We start from the raw sequence: 20,029 nt of genomic DNA on the forward strand, positions 1-20,029 counted from the left end.
CCACCACCTGCCCGCTCGCATCCACGCCGTGCACCTGGAACACATTCTTGGCCAGATCGATTCCAAATCTGATAGCTTGCATGACGGACGGTCTCCTCCGCTGGGGTTTCAACACGACCAGCTTGGCACATTTGATGCCGCAAGGGGCCGTCCACCCATCATCCTAGGGCGAAGCAAGGAGCGAAGCGACGCGCAGACCCGAGGATCCCGTTACGCCGGCCGAAGAACACAGCGGGGCAGAAAGAGGAAGTCTACGCAGCCGTTCCGGTGCCATGGTCTGCACTGCGGCACGGCCCCTAGGTCATGGCATGGATCCTAGGGTCTGCGCTGCGTCGCTTCGCTCCTTGCTCCGCCCTAGGATGACGAGGCCGATAGGTCAGCGGCGCACAGACATAGTCCCCGCGACACGCTACTGAGCCGGCAAACCCGGCAGCGACGAATCGGGCGCCGGCAAACCAGGCGGCGGCAGACCGGGAAGCGGCGAGGCGGCCTGCGGCTGCCCGGCATACATCAGCTTCGGCTGCGCACCCGCCGTCGTCGACGTCAGGCTGCGCTGGATCAGCGCCTCGACATGGTCGTTGCGCTGGCGCGCGCTTTGGGCGCCCATCACCACCGCGATCAGATGCCTGCCGTCGGCATTGTAGGAGGTGACGATGTTGTAGCCGGAGGCGCGGATATAGCCGGTCTTGATGCCGTCGACGCCGTGCACCCGTCCCAGCATGTCGTTGTGGCCGCGCACGAGTTTCCCGCGGAACATGAAGTCGCTTTCCGAAAAATAATGGAAATGCTGCGGGAAGCGGTGCTCGAGCGCCATCCCCAGCACCGCCATGTCGCGCGCGCTCGTCACCTGGCCGTCGTCCGGCAGGCCGCAGGCGTTGCGGAAATTGGTGCTCACCATGCCGAGCTGGTGCGCCTTGGCGGTCATCATCGCCGCGAACTGCTCCTCGCTGCCACCGCCCAGATATTCGCCCACCGCCACCGCCACGTCGTTTGCCGACTTCACCACCATGGCGCGGATGGCGGAGTCGACATCGATCGTCTCGCCGCGCCGGAAGCGCAGTTTGGTCGGCGGCTGCGAGGCAGCGTGGGGGGAGACGGGGATCTGCGTTTCCTTGGTCACCCGGCCGCTCTCCAGCGCCTCGAACAACATGTAGAGCGTCATCATCTTGGTGAGCGAGGCCGGATAGCGCTGCGCCGTCGAGTTCACCTCGAACAACGTCTTGCCGGTCGAGGCATCGACCACGATCGCCGCATATTTCTGCGGCTGCGCCGGCACAGCAAGCACGCTTTCCGGCGGCGCCGCCGTGGTGCAGCCGGCGAGCAGGAGCAGCAGGGCCAGTGCGGCGATCAGTTTCTGGAGGAGCGGGAGGAGACGCGGATAGGACAAGACTGTTCTTAAGCTGTTGCTGAGATGCGGCGAAGCTAGCCTACCGCGTATGCCGCGTCCATTTGGTTAACTGCGGCATTAAGGCATTTGCCCAGGTTTTGTAGGTTTGCGCTGGGTTGCTTTGTCCGCGAAGTTGGCGCCGCCCCTAAGCGCGACCTCCCGCTTCGGCCCGCCTTTGCCTTCCAACCCACCTTGCCGCCAATATACGACGGTATCGATTTGGGGGGATCGGCATGTCGGAAATCGCTACGGGCACGACCTCGCTGCTGCGGGCGTCGCTCAGCCGCACCGGCAAATGGGCGGGCAGCGTCGCCTTCGTCAGCGGCGCGGTGTCGGACGTGCTCAATCCGCTCGGCCCCTTTGCCGCCTATATCGCGCTCGCTGCTTCCGTGGCCGCGGTCATCATCGCCATAGCCATGGTGCTGCGCCTGGTGCTGGCGGCGAAGGCCATGCCGGCGCTGATCTTAGCCACCAGCGCGGCGGCCATCGCCGGCGGCGTCTACGGGGTCCAGCAGGAGACCAACTCGCAGAACGGCGTGATCGCCGCCCTGGTGCCGGCGGTAGCGCAATTGCAGCAGTCGCTTGGCATCGTCTCCGAGAAGGTGGCGAAGATCGAAAAGACCGTCACAGAGACGCAGAAGACCATCGAAGCGGTCAAGAAATCCACCGACACGGTGGCGCAGAAGACCGACCAGATCGCCGAGACGCAGAAGCAGCAGACCGCGCAGGGCGCCGAGACGCGGAAGACCGTGGAAGCGGTGAAGCAGACCACCGACACGCTTGCTGCCGGCCAGAAGCAGCAGCAAGCCCAGGCCGAAAAGCTGCAGGCGACGACCGAGCAGATCGCCACCTCCATCGACGCAACCGCCAAGGGCTTTGCCCAGCTCGCGGCACAGGGCGGGGCGATCGCCGATCCCAAGCGCCGCGACGAGTTCTACCACAACGCCCGCGTCTATGAGCTGGCGGGCGATATGCTCAACGCCAGGCGCTCCTATCTCGCCTTTGCCGGCTTCGATGTCGACGCCATCGATCCCTACACGCGCTTCGCCACGCTGCTCAGGGTCCAGGACGGCAAGGCCGGCGCGCGCGAAGTGTTCGGCACGCTCACCGAGAAGGCCAAGGCACCGTCGATCAAGCTCGTCCATCTGTTGCAGTTCGACGACGCCCAGCGGCTCGACAAGCTCAACGCCTTCATCACCGCCAACCCCGACTATGCGCCGGCTTACTTCCTGCTGGCCCAGGAATTTTCGGAAGATCGCCTCGGCAGCCAGACGCTGGCCGACAAGCGCAGCGAGGCCCAGGCGCTGACCAAGTTCATCTCCTACGAAAAGGACGGCGGCCTGCTCAAATATTTCGTCGACCAAAGGGAGCTCGCCGACTGGCTCGACCGCAGCCGCAGCCGGCTGGCGGCGCTGGGCGACGTGCTCGACCCCTCGCGCTTCGTGCCGACCCTGACGCCGACGCGCTCGAACGCCGGCTGGTCGATGACGATCTAGCTGCCCGAACCGGCGACCACGATTTCCTGGCGGCTCGGCGACAGCGGCGCCTTCACCGACACCGGCCTGCTGGCAATGAACGACCAGCGCACCGGCAAGCCGATGCCCAATCCGAGCTTCGAGCTGCCGGACAGCACACCGGCCGGCACCATCACGATCAAATATCTCGACATAAGGGGCCGCAAGACCGGCCCGTTCGACATCCGCTTCGATCCCGACGCCGCCCTGCAGCAGGGCAACAAGCAGATCCTCGACCAGTTCTGGACCTCGTGGATCGCCTTCGACGCCGGCGGCAACCACGGGCTGGTCCATTTCACGCAGATGCTGTCCTTCCGCTGCGCCATCAAGGAAGTGCATTACAGCCTGAACGGCACGGCGCTCGACAAGACAATTTCGATGCCGCCCTGCGACGCCAAGGACCCTTACGCCATCCCCGCCGACTACCAGCCCTATTTCAAGGTCAAGGACGACGTGAAATCGATGGCGGTGCAGGTGACTTATACGGATGGCACCAAGTCGCCGGTGAGGGAGTATAAAAGGCAGTAGGCGCGGCTGGGTGCCGTCCCGCTTGCGCGCTCACCATTGGTCAGGCTTTGCTGTCTACCTTGCAAAAGATTCGGGGTGAAGCAATGGACACGGTCACGATCGGCGCAAAGGGCATCTCAGTTTCGCTCGATCTTGGCGTCGGCCATATCGCCGCCATGGAAATCGAGGCCGAGGGCCGCCGCCTGAAGCCGCTGCATCGTGCGCCCTGGGTCGGTTCGCCGCGCGAGACGCTGCCGGAAAATCTCCCCGAGGGCACGGTGCGCCTCTCCGGCGATTTCCTCTGCGCGCCGTTTTCCACCAGCGATGTCGAGGAAGCCCCCCTGCATGGCTGGACGGCGAACAGCGACTGGGATGTCCTCGAAAACGGCGCCATCGCCGGCGGCTGGCGCGCCGTCTTCCGGCTGCGCCGCAAGGTGATGGGCGCCGCGGTCGACAAGATTTTCACGCTGCGCGACGGCCATCCCTTCCTCTACCAGGAGCACGTCTTTTCCGGCGGTGCCGGCGCGATTTCCGTCGCCCATCATCCGATGACCGCGATGCGGGACGGCGGACGGCTCGCCTTCTCGCCGAAGCGCCTGGCGGTCACGCCACCCACTCCGCTGGAACCCGATCCGGCGCGCGGCCGCTTTCGCCTGGCCTATCCCGCTCGCACCACCGATCTGACCGGTTTCCCGGTCGCGGCCGGCGGCACCACCGATCTCACCGACTACCGCATGGAAGACCGGCGCGAGGATTTCATCACGCTGGTGGAGGCCGATCACGGCGGGCCTGGCTGGACGGCGCTTGCGCGGCGCGCCGAGCAGGACCTGGTGCTGGTGCTGAAGAACCCGGCCGAGCTGCCGGTGACCATGCTGTGGTTCAGCAATGGCGGGCGCGACTATGCGCCCTGGAGCGGCCGCCACATCGGCGTGCTCGGCATCGAGGACGGCCGCGCGGCGGTCGGCCATGCTGCCTCGCTCGGCGACAACTGGCTGAAGCACGAAGGCGTGGCGACGGCCTTCGCGCTCGCCGAAGGGCGCAGCGTCTCCTTCCGCCATGTCATCGGCGCGGTTCCGGCAGCCGGCGCCGAGCCGCCGAGCGGCCTGGAAACCGCGTCCGACCGATTGCGCATGCTTGCGTCGAACGGAACTGCGACAGAGGCGCCATTCGACGGCGACTTCCTGCGTATCGGCCGTTCCAATCCTGCGTGACCGGCTTGCGGCACTAACCGCTATTATCCGGGCGCTGGTGCAATGAGGGGCGGCGCCAGCATCGACAGCCATCCATTTGCGATGCAAGCTGGAAGACGGAGGGCAATACGGGGCGGAAGAAAACCGAACCCATCAGCGTTTGCCGGCCATGCAAACTTCCATCACCAACACCGCGACCCGCTATGGCTGGGCAGCCATCGTCCTTCACTGGCTGATCGGGGTGATCTTCATCGGCCAGTTCGTGCTCGGCGTCGTCATGGTGCGGGTGGCGAGCCAGCGCACCTCTTTCGAGCTGATCCAGCTGCACAAGTCCTTCGGCTTCCTGCTGCTTGGGCTGATCATCCTGCGCATCGCCTGGCGCCTCGGCAATGCCAGGCCGGCCTTGCCGGCCTCGGTCGGAACCCTGGAGCGGCGAGCCGCGCCGCTGGCGCATTTCGCGCTCTATGCCTTCCAGATCGCCCTGCCCTTGTCGGGTTGGGCGCTGGTCTCGGTCTCGACGCTGGAGATCCCGACCATGCCGTTCAACCAGTTTGTGATGCCCAACCTGCCGCTCACCGAATCCGATGCCGCGGAAAGGTTCTGGTCGGCGGCGCACTGGTATCTCGCCTATGCCGGCATCGCGCTGGTCGTGCTGCATATCGCTGCCGCGCTTCGCCACCATTTCCTGCTGCGCGACAGCGTGCTCGCGCGTATGATCACGCCTTCGTCAAACGGGGAATAGAGCGGGCCAGTCATTCGTTGGTGGGGCGAGTGGACAGCAATGCTGCCTCAGGAAAAGGACTATTCCCATGTATACGCGCATCCTCGGATTGATGGCTATTGCAGCGTGCCTTGCCGTGCCCGCCGCTGCGGCGGTCTCGCTCGGCGACGCCGCCGGCAGCTACACGATCAGTCCGGCAGCTTCCAGCATCCGCTTCACCGTCGGCAAGGCTGGGGGCGGCGGGTTCGACGGTGCCTTTGCCCGCTTCAAGGGAAACATCCGCATCGACAATAGCGACGTCGAGCGGTCCCGGGTTAACATCACCATCTTTCCCGAAAGCGTCGGCACCGGTCAGAGCCGCATCGACGCCTTCCTGCGTTCCGACGCGGTGTTCGACGCCGCCAACAACCCGGAAATCCAGTTCCGTTCGACCAGTGTGAACCGAACCAGCGCCACCACAGCGGTCATCGCCGGCCAGCTGACGGCGCGCGGCAAGACATTTCCGGAAAAGTTCACGGCCGAGCTCGACGGGCTGAAGTCCGGCACGATCAAGTTCCATGTCACCGGCAAGGTGCTCAGGTCGCGCTACGGCATGGATGTCGGCACGCCGCTCTATTCCAACGTCGTCGACTTCGACATGACGCTGACGGGCAAGCGAGGCTAGTCCTCAACATTGGCTTTTCTCCCGATTTCAGGCAAACCTCGTCGCCTGTAAACCGACATGGAGAAGCACAATGTTCCGATGGGGTGTTCTGTCGACGGCCAAGATCGGCCGCGAGCAGCTTTTGCCGGCGATCGTGGATTCGGAAAACGGCGTGCTGTCGGCCATCGCCAGCCGCGACCTGTCGAAGGCCAAGGCCCTTGGCGAGCGCTTCGGCGCGCACCATGCCTTCGGCTCCTATGAGGAGCTGCTTGCCTCGAAGGAGGTCGACGGCGTCTACATCCCGCTGCCCACCTCGCAGCATGTCGAATGGACGGCGAAGGCGATCGAAGCGGGAAAACATGTGCTGGTCGAGAAGCCGCTGGCGCTCGACGCCAACGACATCCCGCCGCTGATCAAATTGCGGGATCAGAAGAAGGTGCTCGTCTGCGAGGCCTTCATGGTCGTCTACCACCCGCAATGGATCAAGGTGCGCGACCTCATCGCCGGCGGCGCCATCGGCCGGCTGCGCCATGTGCAGGGCGCGTTCTCCTATTACAATGTCGACCCCAAGAACATGCGCAACCAGCTCGACCTCGGCGGCGGCGCGCTGCCCGACATCGGCGTCTATCCGACCGTGTCGACGCGGTTCTCGACCGTCAAGGAGCCGGTCCGGGTGCAGGCAACCATCGAGCGCGACAAGACCTTCGGCACTGACATCTATTCCTCGGTGCGCGCCGATTTCGGCGATTTCGAGCTGTCCTTCTACCTGTCGACGCAGATGGCGGCGCGCCAGGTGATGGTGTTCCACGGCGAGAAGGGTTTCATCGAAGTGTTCTCGCCCTTTAACGCCGGCTTGTACGACCATCACCGCATCGAGCTGCACAACCAGAATCACACCGAGGCGCAGGTGTTCCGCTTCCCCGGCGCGCAGCAGTACCGGCTGGAGGTCGAGGCTTTCGTGCGCGCCGCCCAGGGCGGCAAGGACCGCGTCTTCACGCTGGAGGAATCGGTGCTCAACCAGAAGGTCATCGACGCCATCTTCCGCGCCGGCAACAAGGACGGCTGGGAACCCGTCTGAGAAGCCGCCGAAGGACACCTGGGGGGAGAAAATATGGCTGAGGACGCTGACGTGATCATTGTCGGCGCGGGGCTGGCGGGCCTCGTCGCCGCGGCCGAGCTGGCCGAGGCCGGCAGGAAGATCATCATCGTCGACCAGGAGCCGGAGCAATCGCTGGGCGGCCAGGCCTTCTGGTCGTTCGGCGGGCTCTTCCTGGTCGATTCGCCGGAGCAGCGGCGCATGCGCATCCGCGATTCGCACGACCTTGCGCTTGCTGACTGGATGGGCACCGCCGCCTTCGACCGGCCGGAAGATTTCTGGCCGCGCAAGTGGGCGGAAGCCTATGTCGGCTTCGCCGCCGGCGAGAAGCGCTCCTGGCTGATCGAGCGCGGGCTGAAGTTTTTCCCCGTCGTCGGCTGGGCCGAGCGCGGCGGCGGCAATGCCTTCGGCCACGGCAATTCGGTGCCGCGCTTCCACGTCACCTGGGGCACCGGGCCCGGCGTAATCGAACCTTTCGTCCTGCGAATGCGCGAGGCGCAAAAGCGCGGGCTCGTCCAGTTCAAGTTCCGCCACCGGGTCAACGAGATCGCGCGCGCCGGCAAGACCGTGACCGGGGTGCGCGGCAACGTGCTCGAGCCGAGCAGCGTCGAGCGCGGCCGCAAGAGCTCGCGCGACGTGGTTGGCGATTTCGAGCTGCGGGCGCAGGCGGTGATCGTCGCTTCCGGTGGCATCGGCGGCAATCACGAGCTGGTGCGCAGGAACTGGCCAGAGCGCCTGGGCGCGCCGCCGAAGCGGATGATCACCGGCGTGCCGGACCATGTCGACGGCCGCATGCTGGCGATCGCGGAAGCGGCAGGCGGTTCGGTTATCAACCGCGACCGCATGTGGCACTATGTCGAGGGCATCAAGAACTGGGCGCCGATCTGGACGGAGCACGCCATCCGCATCCTGCCGGGCCCCTCCTCGCTGTGGCTCGACGCGCGTGGAAAACGGCTGCCGGTGCCGCTCTATCCCGGCTTCGACACTTTAGCCACACTCAGCCACATCATGAGCACGGGTTTCGACTATTCCTGGTTCATCCTGACCAAGAAGATCATCCAGAAGGAGTTCGCGCTGTCGGGCTCGGAGCAGAACCCTGACCTCACGGGAAAAAGCTGGCGGCAGGTGCTGGGCCGCGCCACGAGCGGAATTCCCGGTCCGGTGAAAGCCTTCATGGAAAAGGGCGAGGATTTCATCGTCGAGGCGGACCTTTCGAAGCTGGTGGCGCGGATGAACGCGCTGGCCGGCGGCGAGCCGCTGCTGGAGGTCGCGCAAGTCGAGCGCGAGATCCGCGCCCGCGACATGCAGCTCGACAACCCGTTCTCCAAGGATGCGCAAATCACCGCGCTGCGCGGCGCCCGCGCCTATCTGGGCGACAGGTTGATCCGCACCGCCAAGCCGCACAAGATGCTCGATCCGGCGAACGGCCCGCTGATCGCGGTCCGCCTCAACGTGCTCACCCGCAAGACGCTGGGCGGCCTGCAGACCGACCTCGACAGCCGCGTGCTCGACGCCGCCGGCCAGCCGTTGCCGGGGCTCTATGCGGTCGGCGAAGTGGCCGGCTTCGGCGGTGGCGGCGTGCATGGCTGTGCGGCGCTGGAAGGCACCTTCCTCGGCGGCTGCATCTTTTCCGGCCGCAGCGCCGGACGGGCCGCCGCCAAGGCGGTCGCCTGACCGCACAGGCCGGCGGCCGCGCGGATGCCGGCTTAACGGCTGGCCAGCATCATGCGGTTGCCTTCGCTGTCGCGGAACTCGGCGACGATGCGACCCGGTTGCCATGGCGCCTCCTGCGGCTCTGTGACGATTTCGACGCCCTTGGCCTTAAGCGATGCAACCCTTGCCTCGACATCATCGTCGATCAAGACCAGTACCGGGTCCGCGCTCGGCGCCGCATCCGCCCGCCTAACGAAATGCAGGTTGGTGACCGCGAAGGGGAACGCCAGTTCCACCCAACGCCAGCCACCACCGCCCATCGGCTGGTCGGCGATAACCTGGCACGCAAGCTTGTCGCTATAGAACGCCTTGGCGCGGTCCTGGTCGGATACCGGCAGCTCGGCAAACTGGATATGCATGATGTCTCTCCTCATCGCGGCGGCCGCGGGCGCGGCCTCAACGCGCGAAAGACGATTGCCCAGGGCAAAAAGATTCGCAGCCGGTCGAGAATCTTTTCGGCTGCACCAAACGTCTTCCCCACGCAGACACGTCAAACAGGAGACGACAAATGACCTACAACCTCATCCGCTACGGCGTGAAGGATGCCAGCATCGCCGAGAACCGGGCGCTGGTGGCGAAGGTGTTCGAGGCGCTGGAGGAAACCGGGCCGCAATCCGTGCGCTACCTGGTGCTCGAGCTGGAAAACGGCGAATTCGTCCACCTTGTCGGCTATGACAAGGACAGTTCGGCGCTGACCGGGCTCGAAGCGTTCAAGGCCTTCGGCGCCGATCACGCGGTGCGGCGTTCGACACCGCTTGCCAGGTCGTCGGCGAAGATCGTCGGCGACTATCATATGCTGGCGAACGAGACCGTACCGGCCTGACGGGCATGGTATGGTTCACGAGCCGGCGATCAAAGAGAACGAGGACGATGAGCACAGCGAAATTCGACCGCGCGGCGCTTGAAGCCATGCTCATCGGCCTGCGTCCGAAATTGCACCGCTATGCCGCCCGCATGGTCGGCTCGGTCATCGAGGGCGAGGACATCGTGCAGGAGGCGGTGGTGAAGGCGCTTGCCGCGCATGACGGCGGCGCCACGGTGGAACGCCCCGAGCAGTGGCTGTTCCGCATCGCGCATAACGCGGCGCAGGATCATCTGCGCCGCCGCCAGCGGGAGCGCTCTCACATGACCGAGGCCGACATGACAAAAGTTGTGGACCTCTCCGCCAGCGCTGAGGCCAGGCTTGCGGCTGCAGCCAGCCTGCGCAGCTTCATGCAGCTGACGCTGGCGCAGCGCAGCGCCGTGATCCTGGTCGACGTGCTCGGCCTCAGCCTGTTCGAGACCTGCGAGGTGACGGGCGCGACGCTTGCCGCCACCAAAGCAGCGCTGCATCGCGGGCGGGCGGAGCTGAAGGCGCTGGCATTGGCACCGGATAACGTGCCTTTGCCGAAGCTCGATCCGGAAGAAGAGCGGCGCCTGCGCCGCTACATCGATCTCTTCAACGCGCGCGACTTCGACGCCGTCAGGGCGCTGATCGCCGAGGACATTGAGCTCGAGGTCGTGAACCGCACCCGGCTCAGCGGCAAGAAAGAAGCCTCGACCTATTTCGGCAATTACGACCGCGTCAGCGACTGGGCGCTGTCGCTCGGTTTCGTCGACGACCTGCCGGCGATCCTGATCCGCAACCCGCAGGCGGGCAACGCGGTGCGCGGCTTCGTGCTGATCGACTGGCGCGGCGACGAGGCCGTCCGCATCCGCGATTTCCGCTATGCGCCTTATTGTGTTGCCGAGGCAGACATCCGCTTCGTTGCAGATTGAGCTGCGGCATGATCACTGTCCGAACAGATCCGAGCGCGACGCGCTGTCCAGCCTGTTTCGCATCGGCTGCCGGCAAAGCTATACTCGGCCTGGCGGCACCAGCGTCAGGATAGCCATATGCTCCCTTCAGCAGGGCTCGAGCGATTGAATGCGTTCTCGGACGGCGTGTTCGCCGTGCTCATCACCGTGCTGGTGCTGGAATTGCGGCCGCCTGAAATCCCGACCTTCGCGGCGCTGCTCGGCCTCTGGCCGACATGGCTGAGCTATGGCGTCAGCTATCTCTTCATCGCCATCGTCTGGACGAATCACCATCACCTGCTGCGCCACGCCAAGGAAGCGACAGCGCGCCTGATGTGGTATAATTTCGCGCATCTTTTCTCGGTTTCGCTGCTACCACTGGCCACTGCCTGGATGGCCGTCAGCGAACTCTCACCGCAGCCTGTCGCCTTCTATGCCGGCGTCTTCTTCCTGGTGAACCTGACCTACATCTTCCTCATCCGCGAGTTGATCGAGCCGATGCCGGCCGAGGCCGTCCCGCTCAACGTTCGCAAGGCCATGCGGATCCGCTCGATCGCGACGCTTTGCCTGTTCGGGCTCGCGGCACTCGTCGCGCTGAAATACCCGATCATCGGACTGGCCATCTGTTGCTGCTGTCTGGTCGTGTATCTCAGGCCGGAGGCGCCCGGGCGCGGAATTAAAGCCCGTCGCTGAAAGGCGGATTCAGGCGACGCGCTTAAATCTTTGTTTTGATACATGTCGCCCAAAACCGCAGCGCACTTTGGCGACACGCACTAGGCCCCGATAGCAATCAAGAGATCCTGCGACGCGACCAGCCTCACCCGCGTCGCCATCAACATCCATGTCTTAAACGTCATTTATTGACGATGAGGCCTTTTAATGTATGCTACAGATTCGAGACCTCATATTTCATAACTGACCGAGAGGGTCACCGGTGATAACCGCACCGCAATTGCGCGCCGCCAGGTCGCTGCTCGGCATCGACCAGCGCCGGCTTGCCGAATTGTCCGGCCTGTCGGTGCCGACGATCCAGCGCATGGAAGCCAGCGGCTCGATCATCCGGGGCAACGTCGATTCGCTGATGAAGCTGATCGCGGCGCTCGAGGTGGCCGGCATCGAATTGATTGGTGAAGGCGCAGTCAGCCAGAGTGGCGGACGCGGCGTGCGGCTGAAGGCCGGTTTCGTTCCGGCCAAGGCGCCCGATGCAGACGGTGCCGAACCGGGCGGGAGCCTGCCGTGATTTCGACCGTTGCCCTTCTGCTGTGGGGTCCTGCCGCGCTTCTGGGAACAGCCATCCTGGCCGGGGTCGTCAGCCGGCGCGCCTCGGCGACGCGTCTGGTGTATGGCGCGGCACTCGTCATTTCAGTGGCTTTGCTGGTGACCGTCGCAGGCCATCTCGCGGGCCGTCCCGGCGAGGTGTCGGCCATCACCTTGCCGCTCGGCCTGCCATGGACCGGCGCCCGGTTCCGGCTCGACGGCCTATCGGCCTTCTTTCTTGTCGTCGTCAACCTGGGCGGCGCGATCACCAGCCTCTACGGCCTTGGCTACGGCCGGCACGAATCCCAGCCGCATCGCGTGCTGCCCTTCTATCCGGCCTTTCTGGCCGGCATGAACCTTGTCGTGCTCGCCAACGACGCCTTCGCCTTCTTGTTGTCCTGGGAATTCATGTCGCTCGCCTCCTGGGCGCTGGTCATGTCCCACCACCGCGACGAGGCAAACCGGCGGGCCGCCTACATCTACCTGGTGATGGCAAGCTTCGGCACGCTGGCGCTGCTGCTGGCCTTCGGCCTGCTGGCGGGCCCGGCGGGAACCTATGCATTCGACGCCATGCGCGCGGCGCAGCCCGGCCCGCTCGCCGCCGGCGTGGTGCTCGCGCTCATGTTGCTCGGCGCCGGCTCCAAGGCCGGCCTCGTCCCGCTGCACGCGTGGCTGCCGCTCGCCCATCCGGCAGCACCCAGCCACGTCTCGGCGCTGATGAGCGGCATCATGACCAAGGTCGCCATCTACGGTTTCATCCGCGTGGTGTTCGACCTTCTCGGCGCGCCGGCATGGTGGTCGGGCGTCGTAGTGCTCTTGCTTGGCGGCACGACGGCGGTTCTGGGCATCCTCTACGCGCTGATGGAAAAGGACCTCAAGCGGCTGCTCGCCTATTCGACCATCGAGAATATCGGCGTCATCTTCGCCAGCCTCGGCCTTGCGCTTGCCTTCAAGGCGAACGCGATGCCGTCGGCCGCGGCGCTAGCCTTTACCGCGGCGCTCTTCCACGTGCTCAACCATTCCTTCTTCAAGAGCCTGCTGTTCTTCGGCGCCGGCGCCGTGCTGACGGCGACCGGCGAGCGCGACATGGAGAAGCTCGGCGGCCTCATCCATCGCATGCCGGTGACCAGCTTCGTCTTCCTCGTCGGCTGCGTCTCGATCTCGGCGCTGCCGCCCTTCAACGGCTTCGCCTCGGAATGGCTGGCCTTCCAGGCGATATTGCAGAGCCCTCAGCTGCCGCAATGGGGATTGAAGGTCATCGTGCCCGCCGTCGGCGGCATGCTGGCGCTGTCGGCCGCACTTGCCGCTGCCTGCTTCGTCAAGGCGTTCGGCATCACCTTCCTTGGCCGGCCGCGATCGGCGGCGGTGGAACGCACGCATGAGGTCGACCGCTGGTCGCTTGCGGCGATGGCTGTGCTTGCCATCTTCTGCCTGCTCGCCGGCATCCTGCCCGGCTTCGTCATCGACGGCCTCTCGCCGGTGACGCTTCCGCTCATCGGCGACCGCATGCCGGTGCAGACGGCGCAGCCCTGGCTGTCGATCGTGCCGATCGCCGAGAGCCGCAGCTCCTACAACGGCCTCTTGGTGTTCGTCTTCATCACCATCTCGGCCTCGCTCGCGGCCTTCTTCATCCACCGCTTCGCCTCGCACGCGCTGCGCCGGGGCATTGCATGGGGGTGCGGCTTCGCGGAGACGGCACCCGCCGCGCAATACACGGCCGTCAGCTTCGCGCAGCCCATTCGCCGGGTCTTCGGCAGCTTCGCGTTCCGCGCCCGCGAGACAGTGGAAATGCCGGCGCCGGGCTCGCTCGAACCGGCGCGCATCAAGATAGATATCCACGACGTGGCCTGGGAGACGTTCTACCAGCCGATCACCGGCGCGATCGATTTCGCCACCGAGCGGCTGAACTACCTGCAGTTCCTGACGATCCGCCGCTATCTGACGCTGGTCTTCCTCTACCTCGTCATCCTGCTTCTGGTGCTTGCGCTATGGCCTTGATCCTCCAGCTGGCCGTGCAGGGCGCGCAGATGCTGCTGGTGCTTTTGCTGGCGCCGCTGCTGATCGGCTTCGTGCGCAAGGTGAAGGCAAGGCTGCTGCGGAGGCAAGGCCCTTCGCTCATCCAGCCCTATCGCGATCTGATCAGGCTGATGCGCAAGGAGGTCGTGCTGGCCGACAACGCATCCTGGCTGTTTCGCGTGACGCCCTACCTGATCTTTGCCGCCACCTGGGTCGCGGCAGCGCTCGTTCCGACATTCGCCGCCGGCCTCCAGTTCAGCTGGACCGCCGATCTCATCGTCATCGTGGCGCTGCTCGGCAGCGCGCGCTTCTTCCAGGCGCTGGCCGGCATGGACGTCGGCACCAGCTTCGGCGGCATCGGCGCCAGCCGCGAAGTGATGATCGCCTCGCTGGCCGAGCCCGCCATGCTACTCATCGTGTTCAGCCTGGCGCTCGTCGCCGGCGCCACGCAGCTTTCGACGGTCGCCGCATTCATGGGCTCGCCCGAGGTCGGCCTGCGGGTGTCGCTCGGCATGTCGCTGATCGCGCTGGTGATGGTGGCGATCGCCGAGAACGCGCGCATACCGGTCGACAATCCGGCAACGCATCTGGAACTCACCATGGTGCATGAGGCGATGATCCTGGAATACTCCGGCCGCCATCTGGCGATGATCGAGCTCGCCACCTTCCTCAAGCTCTTGCTCTATGTGTCGCTGATCTCCTGCGTCTTCCTGCCCTGGGGCCTGGCGCATGCCGGGGCCGGGCCGAAGGCGCTGGCACTCGGCGCCGTCGCCTATCTGGTCAAGCTTGCGGTGCTTGCCATCCTGCTTGCCGTGTTCGAGACGGCGGTCGCCAAGATGCGCGTCTTCCGCGTGCCGGACTTCCTCGGCGCGGCGTTGATGCTGGCGCTGCTCGGCGCGCTCCTGCTGTTCGTCTCGCGGAGCCTGTGATGAACGGTCTCACCTTCGACATCGCCCATCTGCTCGCCGGCAGCCTAGTGCTGGTCTCCTTCATGATGCTCTACCAGGACCGCCTGTTCGCGCTGATCAACGTCTTTGCGCTCCATGCGGTCGTGCTTGCGCTCTCAGTTGCCTGGCAGGCCTATATCCAGGACGCGCACCATCTCTACATCACCGCCGGCATTGCGCTGGTCTTCAAGGCGGTCGTCATTCCCGTCGGGCTCCATCGCATCATCCAGCGGCTCGGCATCCACCGCGACATCGAGACCGCCGTCGGCATCGGCCCGACCATGCTCGCGGGGATAGGGCTGGTGACGCTCTCCATGGTGCTGATGCTCAGGGTGACGCCCGAAGCCGACCCGCTCGCCCGCGAGGATCTCGCCTTCGCGCTGTCCATCATATTGCTCGGGCTGCTGGTGATGGTCACCCGGCGGAACGCCGTCAGCCAGGTCGTCGGCTTCATGTCGCTGGAGAACGGCCTGGTGCTGGCCGCAACCGGCGCCAAGGGCATGCCGCTGGTCGTCGAGATCAGCGTCGCCTTCTCGATCCTGATCGCCTTCATCGTCATCGGCGTCTTCCTGTTCCGCATCCGGGAGCGGTTCGATTCGGTCGATGTCGGCGCGCTCGACGACTACCGGGGAGAGCGCCAGTGACCAGCTTCACCTTCGATGCCGTGGCCGCCATCCTGCTGATCCCCGCAGGTGCCGCCGCAATCCTGGCGGCGCTGCCGAACTACAAGATGACGGCGATCGTGAACGTCATAGCGAGCCTCTTGACCTTGCTCGCCGCGCTGTCGCTTTTCGTCACCGACCGGCCGGCGCCGGGGCAATATCTCCTCGTCGACGACCTCAACATCGTCTTCATCGTGCTCAACACTTTCGTCGGCTTCACCACCAGCGTGTTCAGCGCGTCCTATATCGCGCACGAGCTGGAGACCGGCCGGCTGACCGCGCCGAACCTGCGGTTCTACCACGCGATGTACCAGATCATGATGTTCGGCATGAACCTGGCCTTCGTGTCGAACAATATCGGCCTGATGTGGGTCGCGGTGGAGCTCGCCACGCTGACCACCGTCTTGATGGTCGGTATCTACCGCACCCATGAGGCGCTGGAGGCGGCCTGGAAATATTTCATCCTCGGCAGCGTCGGCATCGCGCTCGCACTGTTCGGCACCATCCTTGTCTACATGGCAGCCCAGCCGGTTGTCGGCGCGGGCACCAACGCCATGGTCTGGTCGGTGCTGATCGACAAGGCGGCGCATTTCGACCCGGCGCTGCTCAGCGTCGCCTTCATCTTCCTGCTGCTCGGCTACGGAACCAAGGTGGGGCTCGCGCCGCTGCATGCGTGGCTGCCCGATGCGCATGCCGAGGGCCCGACGCCGATCTCGGCGGTGCTGTCGGGCCTGTTGCTCAACGTCGCGCTCTACGCCGTGCTGCGCTTCAAGCTGTTGCTTGCCGCGAGCCCTGAGGCGATCGGCCCGGGACCGCTGATGGCCACGATGGGGCTGACCTCACTGATCTTCGCGGCATTCATGCTCTACCGCCGCCGCGACATCAAACGGCTGTTCGCCTATTCCTCGATCGAGCATATGGGCATCATCGTCTTCGCCTTCGGCATGGGCGGGCCGCTCGCCAACTTCGCCGGCCTGTTGCATATGGTCATGCACAGCCTGACCAAGTCGGCGATCTTCTTCGCCGTCGGCCACGTCGCGCAGGTCAAGGGCACACAGAAGATATCCGAGATCAGGGGGCTGACCGAAAGCCACCCGGGGCTAGGCTGGGCGCTCGTCATCGGCGTCGTGGCAATAGCCGGCCTGCCGCCGCTCGGCATCTTCATGAGTGAATTCCTCGTCGTCAGCTCGACCTTCGCCAGGTTTCCGCTGCTGGCGATCCCGCTGGTGTTCGGACTGCTCATCGCCTTCGGCGCTCTGCTTTTGCGGCTGACCGGCCTTGCCTTCGGCGAGCCGCGCGGCGGCACGGCGCCGGTCGAGGCCTCCTATGTGCCGATGTACTCGCACCTCGCCCTCGTGTTTGGCGCCGGCGTCTATCTGCCAGCGCCGCTGGTGGCGTGGTTCCAGCATGTCGCCGGTATCCTGGGGTAAGGCGCATGGTGAGGAAAAGCATGCCCGCTCTCGCAGATCTCATCGAGGCCGGCCGCCCGATCGAGCAGCTCGCTCCCTGGCGACGCGCCGTGGTGGCTCCGAAGACCTGGAACCTTGCCGTCGAACAGCTCGCCGCCGGCCGCTGGAGCCTTCTCGGCCTGTGGGGGGAGCCGGACAAGGTGCATATGGCGCTCCTCGACGAAACGCAGGACGTTAGCGTCATCAGCCTCGACTGCCGCGGCGGCCGCTACTCGTCGGTCGGCCAGCAACATCCGCCGGCGCTGCGGCTGGAACGCGCCGCGGCCGATCTCTTCGGCCTGGCGCCGCAAGGCCTTCCCGATACCCGCCGCTGGCTCGACCATGGCCAATGGGGCGTCAGCCACCCGCTGGCGGCACGGCCCGCGAAGCCGGCGGCCGAGTCCTCCTACCGGTTCCTTACTGCGGAGGGCGAGAGCCTCCACCAGATCCCGGTCGGGCCGGTGCATGCCGGCATCATCGAGCCAGGGCATTTCCGCTTCACGGCAAGCGGCGAAACGGTGGTGCGGCTGGAGGAGCGGCTGGGCTATGTGCACAAGGGCATCGAAGGCCTGATGGCGGGCGCGCCGCTCGATCGCGCGGCCGGGCTCGCGGGCAGGACGTCCGGCGACAGCACGGTCGCCTATTCCCTTGCCTTTGCCCGCGCGGTGGAAGCGGCGCTCGGCGTCGCGGTGCCGCCGCGCGCGATATGGCTGCGGGCGCTGATGGCCGAGCTGGAGCGCCTCGCCAACCACCTCGGCGATATCGGCGCCATCTGCAACGACGCCGCCTTCGCGCTGATGCATGCGCATTGCGGCGTGCTGCGCGAGCGCGTGCTGCGCGCCGCCGATGCGGCCTTCGGCCACCGCCTGATGCGCGACCGCGTCGTGCCCGGCGGCGTGGCAGGCGATCTTGGCGAGGCTGGGGCGAGCGCCATCCGATCGCTGGTCGCGGAGATCAGGCAGCGCTTTCCGCATCTGGTCGAGCTCTACGACAACACGGCATCGCTGCAGGACCGGACGGTGGCGACCGGCAGGCTCAAGGTCGAGCTTGCCCGGCAATATGCCGCCGGCGGCTATGTCGGGCGCGCCTCCGGCCGCGATTTCGACGCGCGGCGCAATCTTGCCTACGCGCCCTACGACCAGCTTGCCTTCGACGTGCCGGTGCTGCAGGAGGGCGACGTGAACGCGCGCGTCTGGATCCGCGTGCGCGAGGTCGAGGAGAGCCTGTCGCTGGTCGAGCAGATACTGGGGCGGCTGCCCGGCGGCCCGATCCACACCGATGTCGCCGCGGCGGAAAATACCGCAGACGGGCCGCGCGAGGGCATGGCGCTGGTCGAGGGTTTTCGCGGCGACATCCTGGTCTGGCTCCGCCTCGGCGAAGGCGGCTTGATCGAGCGCTGTCACCTGCGCGACCCCTCATGGTTCCAGTGGCCGCTCCTGGAAGCGGCGATCGAGGGCAACATCGTCGCCGACTTCCCGCTCTGCAACAAATCGTTCAACTGCTCCTATTCCGGCCATGATCTCTAAGCTGGTCGAAGGCATCTCGTCATGCGCAAGCTCCTCTTCGAAAGCCTGATCCGCCCGCCCTTGACCGAACGCCCGCCGCAGGCGAGCGACGCGGCGGTCGACGAGCTGGCGAGGGCCCTCGACGGCATCGCCCGCAAGCGGCTGGGCAGGAGCCTGTCCATCCGCGCCGTCGACGCCGGCTCCTGCAATGGCTGCGAGCTCGAGATGCACGCGCTCAACAACGCCTTCTACGACATCGAGCGCTTCGGCTTCCGCTTCGTCGCGTCGCCCCGCCATGCCGATGTACTGCTGGTCACCGGGCCGGTCACCAAGAACATGCGCGAGGCGCTGAAGCGGACCTGGGACGCGACGCCCAACCCGAAATGGGTGGTCGCGCTGGGCGGCTGCGCGAAGGACGGCGGTTGCTTCGCCGGCAGCTATGCGGTAGTCGGCGGCGTGTCGGACGTGGTGCCCGTCGACCTGCACATTCCGGGCTGCCCGCCGCCGCCGATCGAGATCCTGAAGGGGTTGATCGCGCTGCTCGAGGGCGCGAGTGGAACGGCGGGCGCTTCCCTGGACTGAGCCCAGCGCCGTCGCTTCCTGATCCTGGCCCTCAGACGCCGCGCTCTATCATCGACCCGTCCATCAAGACGAAGTAGGCCCGCGTTGCTCCGAGCTCCTCGAGGGCGCAAACGGCACGCTCCACAGGCATGACCGAAAAGGCGGTCGAAAGCGCGTCCGCGCAGGTCGCGGTGGGCGCGACGACCGAGACGCTGAGATAGCGCTTCGCGCACAGGCCCGTCGCGGGATCGAAGATATGATTGAACCTCCCCGCTGCATCGAATTCAGTGCCGTAGCCGCCTGACGTGGAGACGGCCTGGTTGTCGAGAGCAAGCGTCGCAAGCAAGCGATCGTCGGCTCGTGGGTCCTTTATCCCGATCGACCAGGGCCGGCCCGCCGGATGAGCGTCGAGCGCGCGCGTCTCCCCCATATCGACTAAGGTTTGCGTGACGCCGCGGGCGCGCAGAAGCTCGGCGACGCGATCGGTAATGTAGCCCTGCGCGATGCCGTTCAGAGTCAGCGCCACGCCGGGTTGCGCGAACGCCACTTTGCCGGCGTCGACAATCACGCGCTGGTAGCCGCATTTGGCCGCGGCGCCTGCGATATCGACCGGCGACGGACCGTTCGGATCGGCGTCTTTCATTCTGAAGTGCCTGGCGTAGAGCGCCCAGAGCGGCTGCACCGTCGGGTCGAAGGCGCCGCCGGTTGCGCGGGCGTAGCGCGCGCTCGTCGCCAGAAGCTCGACGAGCTCCTGCGGCGGATCGGCCAGCTCGCCCTCGCGGTTCAACCGGGAAAGCGCGGAGGCCTCGTCGTAGAGGCTGAACACGCGCTCCAGCCGACGCACCTCGGCGAGCGCGTCGGCGATCATGCGCCCGGCTTCGGCGGCATTGGGGTGGTATATCCGCAAGGAGGCGTCGGCGCCGAGTGCGACACCGCGCCATTCATGGTACAGCGGTGGCGCCCGGCCCGGCCGCGCAAAACCCGCGCCAAGCGCCGCAAGGCTGAGGCCCGCCGCCGCGCCGCTGATGCGGATAAAGCGGCGTCGGGTCATCGGGCCGGCCAGTTCGCGGCCCGGTTTCATTGGGT

Annotated in this window: 18 protein-coding genes and 1 pseudogene; 16 read left to right on the forward strand and 3 right to left on the reverse strand. The window is 65.9% G+C overall.

Annotated features, from left to right (window positions below; translation table 11 throughout):
- Positions 1-409: 409 nt before the first annotated feature.
- Positions 410-1,387, reverse strand: coding sequence for a D-alanyl-D-alanine carboxypeptidase family protein (locus RFN28_RS17520; protein ID WP_320288557.1), 978 nt, complete (start codon positions 1,385-1,387; stop codon positions 410-412).
- Between the two features lie 233 nt (positions 1,388-1,620).
- Between RFN28_RS17520 and RFN28_RS17525 the strand changes: the two are divergent.
- From RFN28_RS17525 to RFN28_RS17550, 6 genes and pseudogenes are all read left to right on the forward strand, one after another.
- Positions 1,621-3,429: pseudogene (locus tag RFN28_RS17525) on the forward strand (methyl-accepting chemotaxis protein).
- Positions 3,430-3,512: 83 nt separating this feature from the next.
- Entirely contained in the window at positions 3,513-4,619 is a 1,107-nt protein-coding gene (locus tag RFN28_RS17530) for a hypothetical protein (RefSeq protein WP_320288558.1), read from the forward strand.
- A gap of 148 nt (positions 4,620-4,767) precedes the next feature.
- On the forward strand, positions 4,768-5,340 hold the full coding sequence (locus RFN28_RS17535; protein ID WP_320288559.1) for a cytochrome b: 573 nt from the start codon (positions 4,768-4,770) through the stop codon (positions 5,338-5,340).
- Between the two features lie 67 nt (positions 5,341-5,407).
- Positions 5,408-5,983 carry a YceI family protein gene (locus tag RFN28_RS17540; RefSeq protein WP_320288560.1) on the forward strand — a complete coding sequence of 192 codons (576 nt, stop codon included), beginning with the start codon at positions 5,408-5,410 and terminating at the stop codon, positions 5,981-5,983.
- A gap of 70 nt (positions 5,984-6,053) precedes the next feature.
- The gene (locus RFN28_RS17545; protein WP_320288561.1) at positions 6,054-7,040 is read left to right on the forward strand and encodes a Gfo/Idh/MocA family protein; all 987 of its coding nucleotides are present in this window, start codon (positions 6,054-6,056) and stop codon (positions 7,038-7,040) included.
- A gap of 33 nt (positions 7,041-7,073) precedes the next feature.
- Entirely contained in the window at positions 7,074-8,732 is a 1,659-nt protein-coding gene (locus RFN28_RS17550; RefSeq protein ID WP_320288562.1) for an FAD-binding dehydrogenase, read from the forward strand.
- Positions 8,733-8,764: 32 nt separating this feature from the next.
- Here the strand turns inward: RFN28_RS17550 and RFN28_RS17555 are convergent, their stop codons facing one another.
- On the reverse strand, positions 8,765-9,130 hold the full coding sequence (locus RFN28_RS17555) for a VOC family protein (protein WP_320288563.1): 366 nt from the start codon (positions 9,128-9,130) through the stop codon (positions 8,765-8,767).
- A 149-nt stretch (positions 9,131-9,279) separates the two neighbouring features.
- Here RFN28_RS17555 and RFN28_RS17560 point away from each other — a divergent pair, with 149 nt between their 5' ends.
- From RFN28_RS17560 to RFN28_RS17605, 10 genes are all read left to right on the forward strand, one after another.
- Positions 9,280-9,594: a hypothetical protein gene (locus RFN28_RS17560; RefSeq protein ID WP_320288564.1), complete on the forward strand. Its 315-nt coding sequence runs from the start codon at positions 9,280-9,282 to the stop codon at positions 9,592-9,594.
- Positions 9,595-9,641: 47 nt separating this feature from the next.
- On the forward strand, positions 9,642-10,529 hold the full coding sequence (locus RFN28_RS17565; protein WP_320288565.1) for a sigma-70 family RNA polymerase sigma factor: 888 nt from the start codon (positions 9,642-9,644) through the stop codon (positions 10,527-10,529).
- 117 nt (positions 10,530-10,646) lie between these two features.
- A complete protein-coding gene (locus RFN28_RS17570; RefSeq protein WP_320288566.1) occupies positions 10,647-11,240 on the forward strand; it encodes a TMEM175 family protein in 594 nt (197 codons plus the stop codon).
- Between the two features lie 241 nt (positions 11,241-11,481).
- Complete coding sequence (locus tag RFN28_RS17575) at positions 11,482-11,787, forward strand: helix-turn-helix domain-containing protein (RefSeq protein WP_320288568.1); 306 nt, start codon at positions 11,482-11,484, stop codon at positions 11,785-11,787.
- On the forward strand, positions 11,784-13,802 hold the full coding sequence (hyfB, locus tag RFN28_RS17580; protein ID WP_430678255.1) for a hydrogenase 4 subunit B: 2,019 nt from the start codon (positions 11,784-11,786) through the stop codon (positions 13,800-13,802). The genes RFN28_RS17575 and hyfB overlap by 4 nt, the downstream gene beginning before the upstream one ends.
- A complete protein-coding gene (locus tag RFN28_RS17585) occupies positions 13,793-14,749 on the forward strand; it encodes a respiratory chain complex I subunit 1 family protein (protein WP_320288569.1) in 957 nt (318 codons plus the stop codon). The genes hyfB and RFN28_RS17585 overlap by 10 nt, the downstream gene beginning before the upstream one ends.
- The gene (locus tag RFN28_RS17590; protein ID WP_320288570.1) at positions 14,749-15,411 is read left to right on the forward strand and encodes a hydrogenase-4 component E; all 663 of its coding nucleotides are present in this window, start codon (positions 14,749-14,751) and stop codon (positions 15,409-15,411) included. The genes RFN28_RS17585 and RFN28_RS17590 overlap by 1 nt, the downstream gene beginning before the upstream one ends.
- Positions 15,408-16,859 (forward strand): hydrogenase 4 subunit F, encoded by a 1,452-nt coding sequence (locus RFN28_RS17595; protein ID WP_320288571.1) that lies wholly within the window; start codon positions 15,408-15,410, stop codon positions 16,857-16,859. Before RFN28_RS17590 ends, RFN28_RS17595 begins: the two co-directional genes overlap by 4 nt.
- A 20-nt stretch (positions 16,860-16,879) precedes the next feature.
- Positions 16,880-18,403 carry a hydrogenase large subunit gene (locus RFN28_RS17600; RefSeq protein ID WP_320288572.1) on the forward strand — a complete coding sequence of 508 codons (1,524 nt, stop codon included), beginning with the start codon at positions 16,880-16,882 and terminating at the stop codon, positions 18,401-18,403.
- Between the two features lie 21 nt (positions 18,404-18,424).
- Positions 18,425-18,964 carry an NADH-quinone oxidoreductase subunit B family protein gene (locus RFN28_RS17605; RefSeq protein WP_320288573.1) on the forward strand — a complete coding sequence of 180 codons (540 nt, stop codon included), beginning with the start codon at positions 18,425-18,427 and terminating at the stop codon, positions 18,962-18,964.
- 31 nt (positions 18,965-18,995) lie between these two features.
- On the opposite strand, the gene RFN28_RS17610 is transcribed toward RFN28_RS17605, so the two are convergent.
- On the reverse strand, positions 18,996-20,024 hold the full coding sequence (locus RFN28_RS17610) for an FAD:protein FMN transferase (RefSeq protein WP_320288574.1): 1,029 nt from the start codon (positions 20,022-20,024) through the stop codon (positions 18,996-18,998).
- Positions 20,025-20,029 lie beyond the last annotated feature (5 nt).

The sequence above is a fragment of the Mesorhizobium album genome (genome assembly GCF_033977205.1).
GTDB lineage: Bacteria > Pseudomonadota > Alphaproteobacteria > Rhizobiales > Rhizobiaceae > Mesorhizobium > Mesorhizobium album.